Origin of the sequence: Clostridium sp. Marseille-Q2269 (assembly GCF_943736985.1) — a bacterium.
GTDB lineage: Bacteria > Bacillota > Clostridia > Clostridiales > Clostridiaceae > Clostridium_F.
The window spans coordinates 37,801-60,606 of record NZ_CALSFS010000003.1 but is presented as its reverse complement, the minus strand read 5'-3'; the positions used below and the strand labels follow the sequence as shown (position 1 = coordinate 60,606).

The 22,806-nt window shown below is 27.5% G+C and carries 22 protein-coding genes and 1 tRNA gene; 10 read left to right on the top strand and 13 right to left on the bottom strand.

Annotated features, from left to right (window positions below; translation table 11 throughout):
- Positions 1-46: 46 nt before the first annotated feature.
- From NGI68_RS06315 to purR, 4 genes are all read right to left on the bottom strand, one after another.
- Positions 47-1,006: a ribose-phosphate diphosphokinase gene (locus NGI68_RS06315; RefSeq protein ID WP_251860652.1), complete on the bottom strand. Its 960-nt coding sequence runs from the start codon at positions 1,004-1,006 to the stop codon at positions 47-49.
- A gap of 22 nt (positions 1,007-1,028) precedes the next feature.
- Positions 1,029-2,402: a bifunctional UDP-N-acetylglucosamine diphosphorylase/glucosamine-1-phosphate N-acetyltransferase GlmU gene (gene glmU, locus NGI68_RS06310; protein WP_251860651.1), complete on the bottom strand. Its 1,374-nt coding sequence runs from the start codon at positions 2,400-2,402 to the stop codon at positions 1,029-1,031.
- A gap of 161 nt (positions 2,403-2,563) precedes the next feature.
- Complete coding sequence (spoVG, locus tag NGI68_RS06305; protein WP_003359319.1) at positions 2,564-2,851, bottom strand: septation regulator SpoVG; 288 nt, start codon at positions 2,849-2,851, stop codon at positions 2,564-2,566.
- Positions 2,852-2,953: 102 nt separating this feature from the next.
- Positions 2,954-3,769 (bottom strand): pur operon repressor, encoded by an 816-nt coding sequence (gene purR, locus NGI68_RS06300; RefSeq protein ID WP_251860650.1) that lies wholly within the window; start codon positions 3,767-3,769, stop codon positions 2,954-2,956.
- 199 nt (positions 3,770-3,968) lie between these two features.
- Here purR and murC point away from each other — a divergent pair, with 199 nt between their 5' ends.
- The 6 genes from murC to NGI68_RS06270 all read left to right on the top strand — a co-directional run bounded on the left by murC (position 3,969) and on the right by NGI68_RS06270 (position 8,569).
- Positions 3,969-5,345 (top strand): UDP-N-acetylmuramate--L-alanine ligase, encoded by a 1,377-nt coding sequence (gene murC, locus NGI68_RS06295; RefSeq protein WP_251860649.1) that lies wholly within the window; start codon positions 3,969-3,971, stop codon positions 5,343-5,345.
- 64 nt (positions 5,346-5,409) lie between these two features.
- Positions 5,410-5,718, top strand: coding sequence for a hypothetical protein (locus NGI68_RS06290; protein ID WP_251860648.1), 309 nt, complete (start codon positions 5,410-5,412; stop codon positions 5,716-5,718).
- Between the two features lie 75 nt (positions 5,719-5,793).
- A tRNA-Pro gene (locus NGI68_RS06285) sits at positions 5,794-5,869 on the top strand.
- A 97-nt stretch (positions 5,870-5,966) separates the two neighbouring features.
- Positions 5,967-7,316: a [Fe-Fe] hydrogenase large subunit C-terminal domain-containing protein gene (locus NGI68_RS06280; RefSeq protein WP_251860647.1), complete on the top strand. Its 1,350-nt coding sequence runs from the start codon at positions 5,967-5,969 to the stop codon at positions 7,314-7,316.
- A 75-nt stretch (positions 7,317-7,391) separates the two neighbouring features.
- Positions 7,392-8,036 carry an HAD family hydrolase gene (locus NGI68_RS06275; RefSeq protein WP_251860646.1) on the top strand — a complete coding sequence of 215 codons (645 nt, stop codon included), beginning with the start codon at positions 7,392-7,394 and terminating at the stop codon, positions 8,034-8,036.
- A 134-nt stretch (positions 8,037-8,170) separates the two neighbouring features.
- On the top strand, positions 8,171-8,569 hold the full coding sequence (locus NGI68_RS06270) for a GW dipeptide domain-containing protein (protein WP_251860645.1): 399 nt from the start codon (positions 8,171-8,173) through the stop codon (positions 8,567-8,569).
- Positions 8,570-8,625: 56 nt separating this feature from the next.
- Here NGI68_RS06270 and NGI68_RS06265 read toward each other — a convergent pair whose 3' ends face one another.
- The 3 genes from NGI68_RS06265 to NGI68_RS06255 form a co-directional block, all read right to left on the bottom strand.
- Positions 8,626-9,345, bottom strand: coding sequence for a 2-phosphosulfolactate phosphatase family protein (locus NGI68_RS06265; RefSeq protein ID WP_251860644.1), 720 nt, complete (start codon positions 9,343-9,345; stop codon positions 8,626-8,628).
- A 47-nt stretch (positions 9,346-9,392) separates the two neighbouring features.
- Positions 9,393-10,325, bottom strand: a complete 933-nt coding sequence (gene mnmL, locus NGI68_RS06260; protein WP_251860643.1) for a tRNA modification radical SAM protein MnmL/YtqA — start codon at positions 10,323-10,325, stop codon at positions 9,393-9,395.
- Between the two features lie 66 nt (positions 10,326-10,391).
- Positions 10,392-11,522 carry a head-tail adaptor protein gene (locus NGI68_RS06255; protein ID WP_251860642.1) on the bottom strand — a complete coding sequence of 377 codons (1,131 nt, stop codon included), beginning with the start codon at positions 11,520-11,522 and terminating at the stop codon, positions 10,392-10,394.
- A 139-nt stretch (positions 11,523-11,661) separates the two neighbouring features.
- On the opposite strand from NGI68_RS06255, the gene NGI68_RS06250 reads away from it, so the two are divergent.
- Together NGI68_RS06250 and NGI68_RS06245 are read left to right on the top strand one after the other, a co-directional pair.
- Positions 11,662-12,708 (top strand): YkvI family membrane protein, encoded by a 1,047-nt coding sequence (locus NGI68_RS06250; RefSeq protein ID WP_251860641.1) that lies wholly within the window; start codon positions 11,662-11,664, stop codon positions 12,706-12,708.
- A 32-nt stretch (positions 12,709-12,740) separates the two neighbouring features.
- The gene (locus NGI68_RS06245; RefSeq protein ID WP_251860640.1) at positions 12,741-13,637 is read left to right on the top strand and encodes a radical SAM protein; all 897 of its coding nucleotides are present in this window, start codon (positions 12,741-12,743) and stop codon (positions 13,635-13,637) included.
- 243 nt (positions 13,638-13,880) lie between these two features.
- Here the strand turns inward: NGI68_RS06245 and NGI68_RS06240 are convergent, their stop codons facing one another.
- From NGI68_RS06240 to murI, 5 genes are all read right to left on the bottom strand, one after another.
- Positions 13,881-15,677, bottom strand: coding sequence for a heme NO-binding domain-containing protein (locus NGI68_RS06240; protein ID WP_251860639.1), 1,797 nt, complete (start codon positions 15,675-15,677; stop codon positions 13,881-13,883).
- Between the two features lie 256 nt (positions 15,678-15,933).
- Complete coding sequence (locus NGI68_RS06235) at positions 15,934-16,596, bottom strand: XRE family transcriptional regulator (RefSeq protein WP_251860638.1); 663 nt, start codon at positions 16,594-16,596, stop codon at positions 15,934-15,936.
- Between the two features lie 13 nt (positions 16,597-16,609).
- Positions 16,610-16,984 carry a DUF3783 domain-containing protein gene (locus tag NGI68_RS06230; protein ID WP_251860637.1) on the bottom strand — a complete coding sequence of 125 codons (375 nt, stop codon included), beginning with the start codon at positions 16,982-16,984 and terminating at the stop codon, positions 16,610-16,612.
- 16 nt (positions 16,985-17,000) lie between these two features.
- Entirely contained in the window at positions 17,001-17,519 is a 519-nt protein-coding gene (locus tag NGI68_RS06225; protein WP_251860636.1) for a peptidylprolyl isomerase, read from the bottom strand.
- A gap of 145 nt (positions 17,520-17,664) precedes the next feature.
- Positions 17,665-18,438, bottom strand: a complete 774-nt coding sequence (murI, locus tag NGI68_RS06220; RefSeq protein WP_251860635.1) for a glutamate racemase — start codon at positions 18,436-18,438, stop codon at positions 17,665-17,667.
- Between the two features lie 192 nt (positions 18,439-18,630).
- Here murI and NGI68_RS06215 point away from each other — a divergent pair, with 192 nt between their 5' ends.
- Positions 18,631-20,529 carry a type I glutamate--ammonia ligase gene (locus NGI68_RS06215; protein ID WP_251860634.1) on the top strand — a complete coding sequence of 633 codons (1,899 nt, stop codon included), beginning with the start codon at positions 18,631-18,633 and terminating at the stop codon, positions 20,527-20,529.
- Between the two features lie 42 nt (positions 20,530-20,571).
- On the opposite strand, the gene NGI68_RS06210 is transcribed toward NGI68_RS06215, so the two are convergent.
- A complete protein-coding gene (locus tag NGI68_RS06210; RefSeq protein WP_251860633.1) occupies positions 20,572-21,120 on the bottom strand; it encodes a 2'-5' RNA ligase family protein in 549 nt (182 codons plus the stop codon).
- A gap of 410 nt (positions 21,121-21,530) precedes the next feature.
- On the opposite strand from NGI68_RS06210, the gene murA reads away from it, so the two are divergent.
- Positions 21,531-22,784, top strand: a complete 1,254-nt coding sequence (murA, locus tag NGI68_RS06205) for a UDP-N-acetylglucosamine 1-carboxyvinyltransferase (RefSeq protein WP_251860632.1) — start codon at positions 21,531-21,533, stop codon at positions 22,782-22,784.
- Positions 22,785-22,806: the final 22 nt, after the last annotated feature.

Below are 22,806 nucleotides of genomic sequence, written 5' to 3'. Positions count from 1 at the left end.
CCCATAGAAAATAAATTCCATGAGCACTTTTATTTATATGTATTGATTAATCCTCAAATATTTTACTTACTGATGTATCTTCATATATTCTCTTAATTGCTTCTGCGAATACAGGTGCAACTGATAGAACTTTAAATTTATCTAAAGTTTTTTCTTCTGATAAATCTATTGTGTTTAACATAACTAATTCTTTTATTACTGATTTTTCTATTCTCTCTATAGCTGGTCCAGATAAAACAGAATGAGTGCAACAAGCATAAACTTCTTTAGCTCCCATTTTTATTAAAGCGTTAGCTCCATTAGTTATAGTTCCTGCTGTATCTATCATATCATCAACTAATATAACAGTTTTATCTTTTATATCTCCTATTATATTCATTACTTCTGATACATTTGCTTTAGGTCTTCTCTTGTCTATAATAGCTATTGGACAATGTAGCTTATCTGCAAATTTTCTTGCTCTAGTTACACTTCCTAAGTCTGGAGATACTACAACTATATCATCTCTATCTGCAAATCCTTTTTGTACAAAATATTTTGCAAGTATTGGTGATCCCAATAAATGATCTAATGGGATATTAAAATATCCTTGAATTTGAGATGCATGTAAATCCATTGTTAAAACTCTATCTGCTCCTGCTGCTGTTAAAAGATCTGCAACTAATTTAGCTGTGATTGGATCTCTGGCCTTAGCTTTTCTGTCTTGTCTTGCGTATCCATAATAAGGAACAACTGCTGTTATTCTTCCTGCAGAGGCTCTCTTAAATGCATCAATCATTATTAGAAGTTCCATTAAATTATCGTTAACTGGTTCATTAGTTGATTGTACAATAAATAGGTCTGTTCCTCTAACTGTTTCGTTAATATTAACAGATATTTCTCCATCGCTAAAGGTTCCTACTTGTGAATCACCTACAGTAGTTCCTAAAATATTAGCTATATCTTGTGCTAATTTGGGATGAGAATTACCTGAAAAAATTTTAATACCTTTCCCATGGGTTATCATTAATATAGTCCTCCTTAAATTTTTATTTCTTTAATAATCCTTTTTTATCTACCCAGCCTTCTTTATTGATCTGCTTTGACCTAGCAATTGCCAAAGAACCTTCTGGTACCTCTTTTGTAATTGTAGATCCTGCCGCAATATATGTATTGTCGTTAACTTTAACTGGAGAAATCAAATTTGTATTGCAACCTATAAAGACATTGTCACCAACTATAGTCTTTTGTTTCTTTTGTCCATCATAATTTACCACTACAGTTCCACATCCAAAGTTGCATTTGCTTCCTATCTCTGCATCTCCTATATAAGTAAGATGAGATACCTTTGTGTTATCTCCAATAGTTGATCTTTTTATTTCTACAAAATCTCCTATTCTTGCAGATTTACCTATTTTGGTTTCTGGTCTTACATAAGCAAAAGGTCCTACAGTAGTGTTCTCTCCTACATGACTTTCTAGTATAACAGAATTTTCAACTGTCACATTTGATTCTATTACACTATTAAATATTCTTGAATTAGAATATAATGTACATTCTTCTTTTATTATTGTATTTCCCTGTATAACGCATCCTGGATATATTATAGTATCATTTCCTATTTCTACATCAGCATCTATATAAGTACTTTCAGAATCTATAAATGTTACTCCATTTACCATATGATTATGATTTATTATTCTTCTCATAACTATTTCTGCTTCTGAAAGTTGAACTCTTGAATTTACACCCATTATCTCTTCATAAGGTACCACCATTGCACCTACTTTATTACCAGATTTCTTCATTATTTCTATAACATCTGTTAAATAATATTCTCCTTGAGAATTGTTGTTATTAATACATTTTAAACTTTTTAATAAAAGTTCTATATCAAAACAATACATTGCACTATTTATTTCATTAACTTTAAGTTCTTCTTCGTTGCAATCTTTATGTTCAACTATCTTATTTACTTCTCCAGATTCTTCTCTTATGATTCGTCCATACCCTGTTGGGTTTTGTACTGTAGAAGAAATAATAGTAGCCCCTAATTTATTATTATTATGAAATTCAAATAGTTCTTCTATTGTTTCGTTAGTAATTAAAGGAGCATCTCCTGTAAATATAGCCACTGTGCCTTTTTTATTTTTTAAAAATTCTTCTGCACAAATAACAGCATGGCCAGTTCCTAACTGTTCTTCTTGCATAGAATAAGTTACATCTCTATTTCCCGTATGTTCTTTAACTGTCTCTGAGCCTTTTCCTATTACTATATTTACATCTTTTATGTTAGCTTTTCTTACATTGTCAATTACATGATTAACCATTTCTTTTCCACAAACTTTATGTACGACCTTTGGCATGGAAGATTTCATTCTTTTTCCTTTTCCTGCAGCCAATATTATAGCACAATTATACATTATAGCACCTCTTTATGGTTTAATTATGATATACTTTTATTTTATTTAATAAAACACCTTCTAATATTATATTTTATATAAAAATTATTTTCAACCTATTGCCATATTTTTAGAATAATTAAAAAATAAAAAAGAAGCCCAAAGGCTCCTTTTTAAATATTTTATTCTTGAACTTTTTCAGAAGATTCTTCTTCCATTTTGGCTCTTTCGTATTCTTCGATTATAGACTTTTGAATTTTTTCTCTAGTTTCAGTATTAATTGGATGTGCTATATCCTTGTATTCACCATCTGGTGTTTTTCTACTAGGCATAGCAATAAAAAGTCCATTTTGTCCTTCTATAACCTTTATATCATGAACTACGAATTCATTATCAAAGGTTACTGAAACTATAGCTTTCATTTTTCCTTCTGCTGCAATTTTTCTAACACGTACATCTGTAATTTGCATAATTCCACCTCCAAGATGCTATGTATATACATACATATTCTCTATATTTTATGTTTTTCCTTCTGAATTTTCAAAAAAATATTAAATTTTTTGAAAATTATATTATCTGAATAAATCAGATGGCCTAACTACTATATTCCCATTATCATCAAACCCATTAAAATCTATTATAGAAAAATAATCATTCACTAATTTTTTTGTTATATCTGCATTATCTATCAATACTCCAATTCCCAATAATTCACTTTCAAACTCTTTAAGTAAATTAATTATTCCAAGAGCTGTTCCTCCAGCTTTCATAAAGTCATCAATAAAAATGCATTTACTATTCTTTTTAATTGCATTTTTTGACACGTACATATTTTGTACTCTTCCACTAGAACCTGAAACATAATTTATACTTAAAGTTGATCCTTCTGTAAGCTTATTTTCACGGCGTACAACTATTAGTTTAACCCCTAGTAAATTAGCAACTTCATAGGCTAATGGTATCCCTTTCGTTTCAACAGTAACAACATGATCTACATGTTCACCTGAAAAAAAGGATGAGAGTATATTAGCTGCTTGTTTTATTATTTGAGGATTGCACATTATATCTGTAACATATAAAAAGTTTCCTGGTATTATTCTATCCTTTTTGCTTAGATTTATACATAGATTTTCAGCAAATTGTTTACTTTTATCTTCTGATATACCATTTATAAATTTTACTCCTCCAGCTGCCCCTGATATGGTTTCCACTTTTCCCATACTCATTTTATTTAATATATCTTTTACTACAAATAAATCTTCACTTATGGTAGATTTTGCCGCATTGAAAATTTCAGTAAAATTATTTAAATTTATAATTTTATTTGGATTTTCTATTAATATTTTCATAATAATAGCTATTCGTTGATTTCTTGTAAATTTATCCATATTATCACCTATCTAAAATGTTATTTCACGAATTATTTTTAATTTATTAATCTTATTATTCTCATTTTAAGATAAATATGTAACAATATCAACAGCTTAAATTAAAATTTAAAACAAAACATTCTACTTTGATGTGTTTTTTTGTTTTGTTTTTGTATATAATTATCTAATATAACTAATATTTGAGGAGTTGATTATGGTGTCATTTGATTTTATAAAAGATAAAGATAAACATATACACTTTATAGGTATAGGCGGAATAAGCATGAGCGGATTAGCAGAAATACTTCTATATCATAATTTTACTGTATCCGGTTCAGATATGAATTCCTCTCCTATGACAGAAAAATTAAAAAAACTAGGGGCTAATATATATATTGGTCATAATAAAGAAAATATTAAGGATTCTGATTTAGTAGTATATACTGCTGCTATTAGTTTTGATAATCCAGAAATAATAGCAGCTAAAGAGAAAAATATCAAATTAATAGACAGAGCAGACTTTTTAGGAGATTTAATGAAAGGTCATAAATATAATGTTGCTATATCTGGAACTCATGGTAAAACAACTACAACTTCTATATTATCTCATATAGCATTAAAAGCAGATGTTGATCCAACTATTTTGGTTGGTGGAAATTTAGATATAATAAATGGTAATGTCAGAGTAGGGAAAAGTGAGTTTTTTATAACAGAAGCTTGTGAATATAAATCTTCATTTCTTAAGTTTTTTCCTTACATTGGAGTTATTTTAAATATAGATGCAGATCATCTAGACTATTATAAAGATATAGATGATATAAAAAATGCTTTTTCACAATTTGTTAAATTAATTCCTAAAAATGGGTACTTAGTAGCTTATAATGAGGATAAAAATATACAAGATATTATAAATAATGCTAATTGTAATGTTATAACTTATGGTATAAATTCAGGAGATATACAAGCCCATAATATAGAATACGATGATAAAGCTTGTGGAAGCTTCGATGTAGTTAAAAATAATGTAAAATTATTTTCAATAAAATTAAATGTTCCTGGAGAACACAATATTTTAAATTCTTTAGCTAGTATATGCATTGGATTAGTTTCTAATATTAACAATAAAGATATAATGGAAGGCATTGAAAGCTTCTTTGGAACTCATAGAAGATTTGAATTAAAAGGATGTAAAAATAATATCACTGTAATAGATGATTATGCTCATCATCCTACAGAAATAGCTGCTACATTAAATGCAGCAAAAAAATATCCTCATAATAAAATATTCTGTATTTTCCAACCTCATACTTATTCTAGAACATTAAATTTATTTGATGATTTTACTAAATGCTTTGATAATGCGGATGAAGTTATCTTAGCTGATATTTATGCTGCCAGAGAAAAAGATACTGGAGTCATAAATTCTAACATGCTAGGAGATAAATTAAGAGATAGAGGTTTAAAATGCACTAATTTTCATGATTTTGAAGATATAAAAAATTATATTATAGAAAATGCTAAACCTGGGGATTTAGTATTAACTGTTGGCGCCGGAGATATATACAAAGTAGGAGAAATGTATATTAATTTATAAACATATGCTTAAAACACCTCTCTTTTGGAAATACTATTTTTAAAATCCATGGGAGGTGTTTTTTATGAAGAATTTTTTAATATCTTCTATCGTAAATTTAATATTAATACTAATTGCTTATTTCTTATTTAGAAGTATTATAAGTGGACCTACTCGTCATAAAATATATGAAAAAATTTTCAGCTCTTTTGCTAAATTTATAATATACACTTTTGTTTTTACCGTAGCAATAACTGGAATAACAGCATTAATAGTTTATAAAACACGTTTTGTAATATATTTAAATATAATAGCTCCTGCCTTAGTTTCTATTTTAATAGGATTTTTAATTTCAACTGTACCAACTAAAGGTATGGAGGAAAATAGATATTAATCTATAATATATTTTATCTGTGCTTACTTGATTTATTTTAATTTATACTATATAATTTATATGTTGGAAATTTTTCGGGGTGTGGCGCAGATGGGAGCGCGCGTGGTTTGGGACCATGAGGTCGCAGGTTCGAGCCCTGTCACCCCGACCAAGAACTACTTTAAAAGTAGTTCTTTTTTTTATATTTTTTATAAATAAGGATATCATAAAGAAATAAAAGTATATCTTATTTTTAGGAGTGTGATTATATGAAAAAAGAGCATAGTGAATTATTTAAATCCATAATAAATTCCTATGTTAATGAAACATTAGAATCAGATATAGAGCATATTCTTTTAAAATATAATTATAATAAAGAAAATTTATGTAATATAATTTCTTCTCTATGTGGGGTAGAAGTAGACTCTGGTTCTGATAACTTTATAGAAAGTTTGAATAGTGCAATAAAATCTTATTCTTCACAGCATAAAATAGTAAATAAAATTAAAAATTGCTCCATGGATTGCAATGAAGAAGGGGGCAAAACCCTCTGTCAGGACGCTTGCCCCTTTGATGCTATACTAATAAATAAAAAAACTAATTGTACCTACATAGATACTGAAAAATGCACAGATTGTGGTTTTTGCGTAGAAGCCTGCCCTACTGGAAGCATATTAGACAAAGTAGAGTTTATACCTTTAGTGAATGTTTTAAAAAGTAACAAACCTGTAGTAGCTGCAGTTGCTCCTGCTATAATTGGTCAATTTGGTGAAAATGTTTCAATAAATCAATTAAGAAGTGCATTTAAGAAATTAGGCTTTTCTGACATGATAGAAGTAGCATTCTTTGCTGATATGTTGACATTAAAAGAGGCCATAGAGTTTGATCATCTTGTTAAAAATAAAGAAGATTTAATGATAACCTCTTGTTGTTGTCCTATGTGGGTAGCTATGGTAAAAAGAGTTTATGGCGATCTTGTAAAGTATGTATCTCCTTCAATTTCTCCTATGATTGCAGCTGGAAGAGTATTAAAAACTCTTAATCCTGATTGTAAAGTTGTATTTGTTGGTCCCTGTATAGCTAAAAAAGCTGAAGCTAAAGAAAAAGATTTACAAGGAGATATCGATTTTGTACTTACATTTTCAGAACTTAAGGATATATTTGATTCTTTAAAAATAAATGTATGGGATATGCCTGAAGATTTCTCATCTGAATATGCTTCACGAGGTGGAAGATTATATGCAAGAACTGGTGGCGTTTCAATAGCAGTTGAAGACGTAATAAAAAGACTCTTCCCTGAAAAAGCTAAGTTTTTAAAGGCTATTCAAGGCAATGGTGTTATAGAATGTAAAAAATTGCTTTCTAGTGCACAGGAAGGTAAAGTAGATGCAAATTTTATTGAAGGAATGGGTTGTATAGGTGGCTGTGTTGGTGGTCCTAAAGCAATAATCCCTAAGGAAATTGGTAAAGAAAAAGTAGATGATTTTGCCAATAAGTCTTCCATAAAAGTATCTATAGATAGTTCTTGCATGGATAATATATTAAAGAAACTAAATATAGATTATATAGAAGATTTTAAAAATCCTGAGAAAATAAAAATATTTGAAAGAAAATTTTAAAATATAAATACAAATTTTATTTTATATAACCACCCTGTTATAATTTTATTATTAATATTATAATGGGGTGATTTTTTGAAAAATATAGCCGGAGCAATTTTTGATCTAGATGGAACATTAATAGACTCTATGACAATATGGGACAAAATTGATTATGATTTTTTAAATAAAAGAAACTTAAAAGTTCCTTCAAGCTTAAAAAGTGAAATAGAAACTCTTACATTTGAAGAAGGTGCTAATTATTTCAAGAAAAATTTCAACCTAAAAGAGTCTGTGAAAGAAATTTTAGATGAATGGAATAATATGGCCGTAAATGAATACTCCCACAATATCAAATTAAAAAAAAATGTACGAGATTTTCTTATAAATCTCAAAAGTAAAAGTATAAAATTATCTATTGCTACAAGTAATACTCCTAAACTAACTAGATTAGTATTAAAAAATAATAAAATACTCCATTTATTTGATTCTATAACTACCATTAATGAAGTAAATAGAAATAAAACTTTTCCTGACATTTACCTTTTATGTGCAAAAAAATTGAACCTTAGTCCTGAAAAATGTGCTGTTTTTGAGGATATACTTCCCGCTATTAAAAGCGCCAAAGCTGCTAAAATGAAGACTGTGGGAGTATATGATCATTCATCTAAAGATCAAGAACAAAAAATAAAACAACTAGCAGATTACTATATATATGATTATAATGAATTGAAGCTATAGCTACACTATTAATATAATAACTCGTTTTTTAATTCCAACCTTAATGAGAGTTCTATATTAATTAATATATTCCTAACAATTTTTATACCATATTGAATATACTATAGTATAAAAATTAATAGGAGGATAATCCATTGATAGTTTTTTTATTATTTATACTAGTATTAGGTGCTTCCTCGTACTTTATCTACACTTTTTCTAATAAAATTAATCTTCAACAAAAACAAATAGTTTTATTAAAAAGACAAATAGACAAACTTAAAAATAAGGATAAATCTGACTTTAAAAATATTTATATAAAGTTCATAAATTCTAGTGTAGAAAATGGAACCATAGTCAAAAATTCTTATATTTATTTATACCCTAACAACAGCTCTCCTTATATTTATAAATTATATAACGAAGATACTGTAACTATACATTGCTGTGCAGAAAGTTCTAATGATACTTGGTATGAAGTATCATGTTTCTCTAAAGGTATGACAAATACAAGAGGATGGATAAAAAAAGATTCTATCCATATAAATTTATAAGATTAATCCTAGATTTCACTATGTTTGTATGAAATCTAGGATTAATCTAATCATACTTAAATATTTGATTTTATAATAGCTCCATTTTTATATTGTGGAACAACATTTATTATATCCTTTTGAAAACAATATTCTAGATCCTTTTCTAAATTTAAAGATTTTAATCTATGAAAATGATTTGCTTTTCCCACAAAGCTATTTATATCTTTATTATTTATGTAAATATAATGGGCTGTCTTTGCTATATCGGATAATTCTAAATCTTTCCTTATATTATATAAACAATCTATTAAATAACCACCACATATAAAATCATCCATAGAAAACTGTCCATATGTTCCAGAATTCACTATAATCAAATCCTCATTTAATTTATCTATTACATCCGCTGTAGCTTTAGAATTTATTAATGCAGAAATTAGTATATTCTTTGCATTAAAACTATTATTAATAGCCCTTGTTCCATTAGTAGTACTTAGTATAACAATTTTTTTGTCTACCTTTTCTTTTGTATATTCTAAGGGAGAGTTAGAAAAATTAAATCCATCTATTTTTACAGCATTTCTTTCTCCTCCTAAAATAATATCTTCTTTACTATTTTTAGCTATATCTCTAGCCTCTTCTACAGTTAAAACAGGCACTACTTTGTTACAGCCATTATTTATTGCAGTAACAATTACAGATGTAGCCCTTAGTATATCTATAACTGCTACAGTTTTATTAAGTAATTTCTTCTCATCAATATGATCTGCTGAAATTACTATATCAATCTTCATAAAATCCCCCCATGATATAATATTGGTTCTATAAATTTACATAAGTTTTATTTATTATTAAAATTTAACCCTTGATATAAATTATCATCTTTCATTTTTTTATCTATAGCATTTAAAATTTCCCATTTTTTAAGGCTCCATATAGGCCCTATTAAAAGACTTCTAGGTGCATCTCCTGTAAGCCTATGCACAACCATACTAGGTGGTAGTAAAGTTATAGATTTGCATATTAATTCTACATATTCATCCATACTCAAAAATTGTAGCTTACCGCTGTTATATAAACTAACTAAAGGAGTATCTTTCAAAAGATGTAATAAATGAAACTTAACTCCTTGTATATCTGTTTTAGATATATATTTAACAGTTTCTATCATATCTTCTTTAGTTTCTCCAGGTAGTCCAAATATAGTATGTACAACCACATCTATATTTCTATCTCTTAAATCTTTTACTGCCCTTTCAAAGATATTCAAATTATAACCTCTGTTTATAATTTTAGCTGTTTCATCATTTATAGTTTGAAGTCCTAATTCTACCCATATATATTTTTTCTTACTTAATTCTTCTATAAGATTTAAAACATCTTCATCTAAGCAGTCTGGTCTTGTGGCTATAGCTAAAGCTACTACACCTTCTTCTCTTATGGCCTCTTCATATTTTTGTCTTAAAATATTTATAGGTGCATACGTATTAGTATAAGCTTGAAAATAGGCAATATATTTATCACTATTCCATTTTTCTTTCATTATTTTTTTTACATCTTCAAATTGCTTATGTATTTTAAAATGTCTATCTCCTGCAAAGTCTCCTGATCCTCTCTCACTACAATATATACATCCTCCTGTACTTATTTTACCATCCCTGTTAGGACAAGAAAATCCAGCATCTAATGATATTTTAAAGACTTTACAGGCAAATTTATTTCTTAAAAAATAGTTTAAACTGTGATATTGCTTATCATACCATTTTGTCTCCATAATAAATTCCTCCAAAAAAAGTATCTGTGAATATTATATGCCACAGATACTTTTTTTTCAAAATAACTACATTTTTTTTACATTAAAATCTTTTAAGTCTAATTTCCATTTACCTATAAATTCAGATAAATTTTTATTATTATTGTCTTTACCAGCTACATTAAATATTATAGAATCCGTATCAAAAGAAGATACTGTTACATTTACTTTGTTCAAAGGAAATTTATCTTCCATCTTAAAAGGTATTATTTCAGAGCTATCCGCTCTATACATTCTTATATTCTTAGTTTTATCACTGGTTTCATATTGAACTGCTATAAATTTTTCATCAGGAGAAAATACCATGAAATCTACTTTACTTTCTTTTAATAAATCCAATGAAGATATTTCTTTCCCTATTGGTTTTTCCACAGCATCTTCTACCATATCTGCACCTTGTTCTCCACCGCCACCTTCAGAAGATCCGCCACCACTATCTCCACCGCCTTGTTCATTGCCATCTTCTTGGCCTCCCTGAACAGCTTTTGCTTCGTCTATTGTTATTATTCCAATATAAGAGTCCTTATCATAGGTTGTTATTGTTATAAAATTTTCACTATACGAGAATGTCATAGGTCCTATATGTTTTTTTGGCACCACTAATTTTTCTATATTAGCTTTATCATCTTTTGAATATATATAATCTGGAATAGTTGAAGGATTTATTACTAATTGAGTTTTAACATTATTTTTATTTCTATATCTTATCTTATTTCTCTTGGTAAATGCTTCTTTATCCATGTTTATATTTATTTCATCTATTTTATATTCATTTTCTTCTTTTGAAACTTTTATCTTATACTCTTCCACACAAGTATATGGTTTCTTAACATTTACACTTACTACTTTGGTTATAAACAGTGCTGACTTACCAACTTCATTTACCTCATCAGTAGTATATCCTTTTATTTTAACGTCACTATTTTCTTTTTTTATTGCATCTTTCTTTAATTTTTTAGAATATAATTTTTGAGCTCCCTCCATATTTTCTTCAATCAGACAATTCATATAGGAATCCAATAAATTTGTTGCTATCTTTATGTCAAAATCATTAACTACTTTATCATCTTCTTTATCTTTTTTACATCCTAATAATGAAATAGTAATAGTAAAAATTAAAAACATTATTATTTTTTTTGTAAAATTTCTGTAGTACAATATTTTCTTCCCTCCCTTATTTAATTCACCATTTATTTTTATTTTCTCCCTAAAAAGAAAATTTAATTAAAAATCATTATTTTTATTTTTTTATATATATTTATATAAGGAGATTATATTAATTAAATTAGGAGGATGTATGGTTAAAAATAAATTTTCTTTAATTTTTCAAATGGGTGCGGTTTTTATTGGGACCATTGTTGGAGCGGGTCTTGCATCCGGACAAGAGATGACACAATTTTTTACTACATACGGATATAAAAGCTTTATAGGTCTAACTATATGTTTCTTTATATACATTATTATGGGATCTATAATAATTGATATTAGTATTAAACATAATTTAACTTCCTATAATAGTTTGATTTCTTTAGTAAGTCCTGGTTTTTTAGGTAAAGCTATTGATTTATTTACTGGATTATTTCTTATAAGTAGTTCTGCAATAATTTTAGCTGGAAGTGGCTCTTTATTAAATCAATATTTTGGTATTTCTAAATGGGTGGGTATCTGTATGATGATTGTATCTTCTCTTTTTGTATTGCTAAGAAATACAAAAGGTCTTATTGAAATAAATTCTTTTATTGTTCCTTCTTTAATGATAGTTATTATAACTGTATTTATATTATATTTAGCTTTTTCAAAAAATGTTAGTATAGCTCAAATAAAATCAGTACCTCATTATAGGAAACATTGGTTAGTATCTACACTAATCTACAGTGGATTTAATATATTATGTTGCAGTGGTGTATTAGTACCTCTTAGCACAGAAATAAAAGATAAAACAATATTAAAATCTGGCTTAGTTATTGGTTCTTTAGGGCTTACAGTTTTATCTTTTATAATAAATCTATTACTTTTACTTAATATCCCTTATATTTTTAAATATGAAATACCTCTTTTATATATAGCTAATAGGTTTGGGGTTATAATACAAATAATGCTTTTATGTATAATTTGGCTTGAAATGTTTTCTACTGAAGTGTCTAATATTTTTAGCGTAGGTAAAACCATGGAACAGTCTTTAGGAATACCTTATAATAAATCAATTTTTATAGTTATTCTTTTAGCTATACCTATATCTCAGCTAGGCTTTGTTAATCTAATAAGTGTATTATATCCTAGTTTTGCTGTTGTAAGCTTTATTTTTATGATCCAATGTATTATATTTTATATTAAAGAAAAATAATATAATGCCAAAGAGAAATACGAGGTGTAAAAATGAATACATTGGAAAATTGTACAGTATGTCCTAGAAATTGCGGCATAAATAGAATACAAGGTAATTTAGGCTTTTGCAATGCTAATTCTGAAATAAAAGTTGCAAGAGCATCCCTCCATCATTGGGAGGAACCTTGTATATCAGGAGTTAATGGTTCAGGAACCGTATTTTTTTCAAACTGTAATTTAAAATGTGTTTTCTGCCAAAACTACGAGATAAGTCATTTAGGGAAAGGTAAAGAAATATCTATATATGATTTATCTAATATTTTTATAAATCTTCAAAATAAAAAAGCTCATAATATAAACTTAGTTACTCCTACCCACTATGTTCCTCAAATTATAGAGGCTATAAAAATTTCTAGAGGTAATGGATTAACTATTCCTATATTATATAATTCTAATGGATACGAAAATGTTGAAACTATAAAATCTTTGAATGGTTATATTGATGTATTTTTACCAGATTTAAAATATTTTGATGATAAATATGCACGAAAATATTCTAATTGTAATAATTATTTTAATACTGCCTGTGAATCTATAAAACAAATGTTTAATCAAGTTGGAGAGCCAAAGTTTAATAATAATGGAATTATTGAAAAGGGAGTTATAATAAGGCATCTTATGCTACCTGGACTCCTATTTGATACCAAAAAAATAATAGATTTTATATTTAAACAGTTCAAACATAAAGTTTATATAAGTATAATGAATCAATATACCCCTATGAAAAATATATGTGAATTTAAGGAAATAAACAAAAATATAAATCCTAACCATTATGATGCCATAATTAATTATTGTTTAGAACTAGGTATAAAAAATGCTTTCATACAAGAAAAATCATCTTCATCTAAGGAATTTATACCTGATTTCGATCTAACAGGAATATAATTTATAAAGATTCACTTGCAATCTTTCTTATAATATTTTTATATTAACTTGTTATGCTAGTTAAATTGAGCCTACAAAATCATATTTTGCACATTAAACCAACGCTAAAGATACTTCAACTAGCACAACAGATTAGGTTAAAAGTAAATTATTATAAAAGATATGAAATAACAATACTGTTTTAATCTCATATCTTTTATAATAAATATTTTAAAGTAAAAGTTTTATGTAAAACTCTTTTTACTATATTTTATATCTACTTAAATCTGATTTAAACATTTCTGTTATTTGTTTAAACTCATGAATATTGCTAACCAATTTTTTAATCTCATTAGTATAACTTGAAACATTGGCACTAACTTCTTCTGATGAAGCAGAATTTTCCTCTGCTATAGCTGCTAAAGATTCTATATTATCATATATACTTGATATAGAATCTGCTTCTTTATTAAGTTCCTTTATGGTCTTAATCATTGCAGAAGCTACAGTACCTATAGATGTTGTTGCACCATAACTAATATCTCTAACATCCTCTAGTCTATCTGTTTCTTTCTCTAATATACCATATTGAGATTCTATTCTAATAACTAAATTTTTTATATCCCCTGCAAATTCTATAAGATTATTATTAATTTCTTTAACGGCCTCTTTAGATTGTTCTGCTAGTTTTCTAACCTCTTCTGCTACTACAGCAAATCCTTTACCTTGCTCCCCTGCTCTTGCAGCTTCAATAGATGCATTTAGTGCTAATAAATTAGTTTGTTCTGATATACCTGATACAATAGATACTATATTAGTTATATCCTTAGCCTTAGTTTCCAGTTCTAATCCTTTATCCTTAACCTGTTGGAATTTTTCAAGAGAATCTAAAATATTTTTACTAGTATCATTAACATTATTATAACTATCATTTACTTTTTCTAAAGCCTTTTCTAGTTCTAATTTATTACTATTTTCACTACTAACTATATTTTTTAAATTTTCTATGTTACTATTTAAAACTGTTACCACGTGCTCAGTGTTCTCAGCTTGATGTACAGCACAACTAGCTACTTGTTCAACTACTCCTGATATTTCTGTAGATGTATGACTCATAGCTTCTGATATAACATTTATATTATCCACAAAAGTGTTCATCTCATCTGTAACACCTTTAAATTCTACAAAATCCGCTTTAATTATATTTTTATGTTGCTTTAATTCTCCATATAGTTCTTCTAAAAAGTCACCAGTTTTGATATCTCCATCTTCTACGTAACTATTTTTATTTATTTTCTTTATTTCATCAAATATCAAATATTTAGGTACCAGTAATATTTCTGTTGATATGTATGCTGCAATAGAAGATATAAAAGATAACCCTAAAGATTTAATTAAATTATTAAATCCCAAAAATGCAAAAGATGATAAAATACTTATTATAAATGTAAATAAAGCAACTTTTCCACCTATATTTTTTATAAATCCTAAAGACAATATCTTATTAAATCTAAAGGTTTTATTATAATATATATCCTTTTCAAATTTAAGCTTCAACTTTAGAAAATCATCTTTTCTTTCTATTTCATCCACTTTAATATTCTCTTTAAAGTGTTCTGCACTTCCCTTTAAAAGTCCTAAAAAATAATCAAACATTCCCCTTTTGGAATTATAACTAAATATAGCTTCTCTCTCTGAGATAGGTTCTATAGTTAAAAGAGGTGGCTTAGCTCCTGGGAATTTTTTAGTCATAACTACATGTACATCAAACATAGATTTCAAAAATGAATATAAATTTTCATGTTGAAAAAATGCTGGGTAATCATTATTAAAAGTCTTTAAGTTATCCTCTCCTATTTGTCTCCATAAAGTTTTTACATCTTTATTAACATTAATTGCTATTTTATTTATCATATCCTTAACTTTTGTATCTTCAACATTATCCATTGGGGAAAATATTTTGCCTTCCCAACCTACAGCATTCATCGCTTGTCCAACCGCATCTTCTCCGTAGAGCTTCTTACAGGTCTTCACCCAGGTTGCTACTACTGTGCCCTTCATAAAAATTCCTCCTTGCACCTTATATGTTCTATTTAACAATAATAATTATCTAATTTCTTTTAATATATAAATTATATAATGTATGCAAATTATTTACAAAGTTTTATATTTAAAATTTATCCCTAAAACACACAAATTTTACTTATTATAATCAAAAATAAGCACTATCAATATATTAAATCCAAACAAACTTTGATAGTGCTTTATTTATATTTAACCTATAAGTTTACTTTTAATAATAACTAATATATTTATTTTAAAGAGTTACCTCCACTTTCAATAATCTAGCTATTATTTTTATGTCTTTTAATCTAACAGCTTCAGTTCTCACAGATATTCCATTATTTATTAATAATATTTTATCTCCATCTAATCTTTTTAGTTGTCTTACAGCTCTTTTATTATTATGTTCTATAAGAAATATATGATTATTTTCCATTTCATGATACATATATCCAAAGGCTATATCACCCTTATTTATTCTAAAGCCAGACATATCATCTTCCTCTATTTTTAAAAATAAAACTTTATCTTGATGTATTCCCTCAACTTTATTTCCCACAATAGGAAGTTGTCTTTTATCTATAATTTTATCTAAATTATAATTATAAACTGGAACATCTTTTATTATGGAACTAAAAGCATTATCCCAAACATCTTTTATTTTATTATTCTTATTTACAGGTGTTTCTACTTTTGGCTCTAAAGATACTTCCTCTTCAAAAGAAATTCCTATATCATTTATACCTTTTCCTAATACTTTGGATATTCTATTCATTAATCCTTCATTTATTATCTTTCTTCCTGCTTCTACCTCATTTATAAAATTTTCAGCTACTCCTAATTTCTTAGCCAATTGCTTTTGAGTCAACCCTTTTTTTAACCTAGCTTCTTTTATTCTATCAGATACTCTGCTCACCTTTTCATCACCTTTATCTATTTTGTTTTTTATACCATTCTCTTTCCTCTATTAAATGTTCTACTAAATATTTAAATTCCCAATTTATAGAAGTTTCTGTCACTACTGCCATTATAGGAGCTGGTTTTAAAATTTCCTTTAATTTTTTTATAGATAGTTCTAATTCATTATCAGAAAAGTTGTTAAATATAATTACTTTTTCTTCTGGCATATCACTTTCTTCTACTTCTAAATCCATGCCTTTTATTATATCTCCTAGTTTCATTTTATACATATTCTTGTTTACAAATTTATAACTAGGTAAGTTATTTGCAGTACACATATCTTTTAATAAATTTAATTCTTCTTCTTTTAACCCATAAACAAGCATCAATTTATTATTAATCATAATAAGCAGCCTCCTTTTAGCTTAATTTTTCTGGCTCATGGAACTCTTCTCCAAAAGTATCTACTATTACATTCTTCATAACTTGATCTTCAACAGGTTTATCTCTAAAATCTCTATCTACACTTACAATTTCCTTTGCAACATCTAATCCTTCTATAACTTTTCCAAAGGCTGCATATTGATTATCTAAATGTGGTGCATCTGCAACCATTAGAAAAAATTGGCTTCCTGCAGAGTTAGGTTCCATTGTCCTAGCCATTGATATAACACCTTCTGTATGTTTTAGTTCGTTGTTAAATCCATTAGATTTAAACTCACCCTTTATTGAATATCCTGGACCTCCCATTCCATTCCCATTAGGACAACCTCCCTGAATCATAAATCCTGGAATTACTCTATGGAATATAATCCCATTATAAAAACCTTTATTCACCAATGATATAAAATTCTTAACTGTATTTGGTGCTATTTCTGGGTATAATTCTATTTTAATTTCTTTTCCATTGCTCATTTCTATAGATACTATAGGATTCATTTCTATTTCCCCTTTCAAAACAATAATTGTGTTCCATATATTTCATATTAGCATAAATTATATCATATTTTAACATCTTTATTATACTCTGTTTTATATGTATATTAAAAATTATAATTATGAAAATAAATTATTCTTAAATGTCCTATTTCATATTAAAAAGCTTATAACTTAGATCTATTATATCCTTATCATCTCTTGAATTAAGCATAATAACTTTTCCTGTTCTTCTTTCTTCTCTTAACATATTACTATTTTCTAATTGTCTTTTTAGTTCCCTAGATGTTCCAAAACTTCCATCTATTATAAAAGCTTTATTTTCTGTAACTTCTTGTAAGGTTTCTTTTATAAAAGGATAATGAGTACATCCTAAAACAATAGATGCTATTTTGTCATTATCATATTCTGAAAATTTATCTTTTAAATAATTATAAACTCCCTCTCCAGAAACTATTCCTTGTTCTATAAACTCTACTAACCCAGGACAAGGTAATGGCTCTATATCCTCTGTTTCCCTATACAAATCCATTAAATTAGCAAATTTCTTTTCAGCTAAAGTCATTGGAGTTGCCATTATTATTATTTTTCCATCTTTTTTTAGTTCTACTGCAGGTTTCAATGCAGGTTCAATGCCTATAACGGGAATATTGTAAGCTTCTCTTAAATCATTTATAGTTACACTAGTAGCTGTATTGCAAGCTACAACTAAGGCTTTTATTCCTTTTTTCATTAAAAAATCTATGGCATTAAAGGTTAATTTCTTAACGTCTTCTACCGTCTTAACTCCATAGGGTGCATTTTTTGAATCTCCATAATACACAAAATCCTCTTTTGGTAATAATTTAAAAGCTTCTCTTAATACACTTATTCCACCCACTCCAGAATCAAAAAAACCTATAGGATTATCATTTATACTCAACTTTATCACCTCATTATATAAATATCATTTTTTAATATAATATATATTATCGACAATATATATTATATAAATGTATGCATAAAATTTCTATTGACATATAAAAATATTAATTATAATATATATTTCATATATTATATACAAAAAATTATACGATGTTAAATTAATTGTATTAAAAAATTTGGGAGGTAAGTTATGTTAGATGATTTAGTTTATGTTATTCCTAAAGAAATGCATTCTGAAGAGCAACTGAAAAAGTTTTTGATTTCCCATCCGGAGATAAAATTCGTATCTTTAGTTTGCATCGACCTGTCAGGTAATGATACTGACGAAAAAATACCGATAAAATTGTTTTTAGAGGACATGACCAAATTTATGCAAGGCTCTGTTCAAACTGACGGATCTTCTGTTGTCCTTCCAGGCATAGCAACTCTTAATAATGCTAAAGTTGACATGATTGTAGATATGGATGTTAACTGGTTTGTAGACTATAACTACGAATTTCTAGACTCTACCACTGAAAAGCCAATCGGCACTCTTAGAATCCCTTGTTTCCTTTACCATGAAAATAAACCTGTCGATTCCAGACATATATTGAAAGAATCAATAAAATATTTTAAATCAACTTTATTAGGTCTAATAAAAGGCCATCCTGAATCTATATCTTCTTTTGGTATAAAATATGAAGATATAGACGATGTGAACGTAACTTGTGCTACAGAGTTAGAGTTTTGGGTAAAAACACCAAATGATAATGCAGAAGTAGATGAACTATCTACATCTCAAGTTCTTCATGAGCAATATTGGAATAGAACTAAAGGAAGTGTTAGAACTGCTTTAGAAGAATCTTTATTAATTATGGAATCTCATGGATTGGAACCTGAAATGGGACATAAAGAAGTTGGTGGAGTAAAGGCTAAATTAGCTAGTTCAGGTGGATATACTCACATAATGGAGCAACTAGAAGTTGACTGGAAATACTCAACAGCACTTCAAGCAGCAGATAATGAATTATTAGTAAAAGGTATTATAAAAGAAACATTTAGAAACAATAAGTTAGATGTTACATTTTTAGCAAAACCTATAGATGAAATTGCAGGAAGTGGAAAACATGTTCATCTAGGTGTTGCACTTAAATTAAAAAATGGAAAGATAGTGAACCTTTTCTCTACAAATAAAAATCACTATTTAAGCTCTTTTGGTTATGCATCTATAATGGGTATCCTTAAAAATTACGAAGTTATAAATCCTTTTGTTTCATCAACTAATGATTCATTAAGAAGATTAAAACCAGGATTTGAAGCTCCTGTATGTATTGTAACTTCTTTAGGTCATACTGTAGAGGTACCATCAAGAAATAGAACAGTTTTATTAGGCGTTATAAGAGATACTGAAAATCCTTTAGCAACAAGATTTGAATTAAGATCACCAAATCCTCGTTGTAATACTTATTTAACAGTAGCTTCTTTATGCATGGCTATGATTGATGGAATAAAATATGCTACAGAAAATAGTAAAGATGAAGATTACCTTTTAAAAGAACTTTCAAAATCTACTGATGAAGATTTTAGTTATCTTGAAAAAGGAAGAAAATATAGAAGTGAAGAAGATGTATTTGAAGACTATACAGAAGAAGAAAGAAGCAAAATCTTTGGTACTGCCCCTGCTACTGTATATGAAAATATCTGTTCTTTAGATAAATATACAAATAAGTTAGGCATATTAAAAGCTGGTGATGTATTTAATTCTAAAATCATTAACAGCTATAAATTAGCAGTTATTGAAAGATGGCTAGTTGAAATAACAAACAGAATAATTCCAAATTATATAGAAGAAATAAGAAGTTTCACTCAATTACATGAAGTAAATAAGGCTTCTGATCTAGATATTCATAATTGGTCAAAAATTAATGACCTTAGACAATGTCTAATGAAAGATACTTATTCTGAAAAATCTTTGTTTGGTCAAATAAGAGCAGCTAAGGAAAATGAAGATTATGAAACTATTTCTAATTTACAATTAGAAATAGATAATAAAATGAAATTGCTTAGAAAACTTTATTCTGATTACAAAAAAAATCTTTTAGATATATAAAATAAAAGCACATCTAAGATTAGATGTGCTTTTATTTAAATATTAAAATTCTCTTAATGAAAAAGATTTTATCACCATTTCTTTTTTATTATTTATAGGCTTCCAGATTTCTATCCTATCAATTTTGGCCATCTCATGCATGCCTATTCCTTTTAAATTGCTACAAGCAGATACATATTCTTTAGCCGACCACTCTCTAGATGCAAAATTAGTATTAGCCAATGACACATGTAAATCCCAATTTTCTATATTATCTCTCACTTTAAATCCATGTAACTTTAAAGTATCATTTATTATTCTAGCTAATCTCATTATATATCCTTTATTTTCTATTTTTAAATTAACGGACTTATAAGGTGGATCAAAACAGATAGCTCCATTTATTTCTACCTTAAATTTTTTATAAGGCTTTATTATTTTTTCTACTATTTCTTCTAATTTATTAACATTAGGATCATCTACTACTTCAAGAGTTATATGTAACATAGGTAAATTTCTATATATTTTATACTTTTTAGATATATCCCTTTGTATTTTTTCTATCTTATAATAATCCTGTTTATCAAACAACGCTACTAAATAATACTTCATGATTAATTTTAATCCCCCGTATATGTATTTTATAGTATTATAACATAATCTATTATATTTTAAAATATTAAGGAATTATACTAGTACTCTGGGAATTCATATATATGATATAATTATAATTTATGAAACAATGTTAATTATTTTATATACAGAATATATTTTAAAATTAAGGTTATAATTTAATAAAAATTACATTATTATATATATATTATTAAAAATTATACTCCTTTCAATTTTTTTCCATTTTTTAAAGATATTTTTCTTAAAATAACCATTAACATTTTAAAATTTGGTGTTAAAATAATAAATAGTTATGATATAATATATTTTGTTACATAAGTTTATTACATAAGTTTGAAATTATCGATTAGTTTAAATATATAAATTGTAGAGTAAGGATGGATGTGGGGATGAGTAAATTAAAAATAACAGGAGGTAACCCCCTCTTTGGAAAAGTTGAAATAAGTGGAGCAAAAAATGCAGCAGTAGCTATATTACCAGCTACTATTATGGCTAGCAAAGGAGTTTGCACCATAGAAAATACTCCAAATATAGAAGACGTACATTGTATTGAAAGAATTTTAAACGGATTAGGTTGCAAAATAAAAAGGCAAAGTAATTCTGTATTAGAAATAGATAGCACTAATATAACAAGCACAAATGCCAATACAGAAGATGTAAGAAAAATGAGAGCTTCTTATTATCTTATCGGAGCTTTGTTAGGAAGGTTTAGACGTGCTAGAGTAGAATTACCTGGCGGATGTCCTATAGGAGTTAGACCTATCGACCAACATATTAAAGGTTTTGAAGCTTTAGGGGCTCATGTTGAAATAGAACATGGTGCTGTAATCGTAGAGGCAGATAAATTAATAGGTACTAATATATTTTTTGATGTTGTAAGCGTAGGAGCTACTATAAATGTAATGCTAGCTGCTACACTTGCTGAAGGTAATACTGTTCTAGAAAATGTAGCAAAAGAACCCCACGTAGTAGATGTAGCTAACTTTTTAAATAGTATGGGAGCTAACATTAAAGGGGCTGGTACAGATATTATAAGAGTTACCGGGGTTAAAGAATTAAAAGGTTGTACTTACAGTGTAATACCTGATCAAATTGAAGCAGGAACATACATGATAGCAACAGCTGCATGTGGTGGAGAAGTTACAATAAATAATGTAATACCTAAACACTTAGAATCTATAACAGCAAAGCTTATAGAAATGGGAATAGATGTTGTAGAAGACGGTGACTCTGTTACAGTTAAATCTAACGGTAAGTTCAAAGGAGCAAATATTAAAACTCAGCCTTATCCAGGATTCCCAACAGATGTACAACAGCCAATGAGCACACTTCTTACTATTGCTAAAGGAAGAAGTATTGTAAATGAAAGCATTTGGGAAAGTAGATTTAAACATGTAGATGAATTAAAGAAAATGGGAGCAAGTATTAAAGTAGAAGGTAGAACAGCTATTATAGATGGAATACCTAAGCTTACAGGCGCCGTAGTAAAAGCCACAGACTTAAGAGCCGGAGCTGCCATGGTAATCGCTGGATTATTAGCTGAAGGTGATACAGAAATCCTTGGTGTGGAGCATATAGATAGAGGATATCCAAATATTGAAAATAAATTTACATCTTTAGGTGCAACTATAGTTAGACTATAGTTAAATTAGGACTAATTTTAAT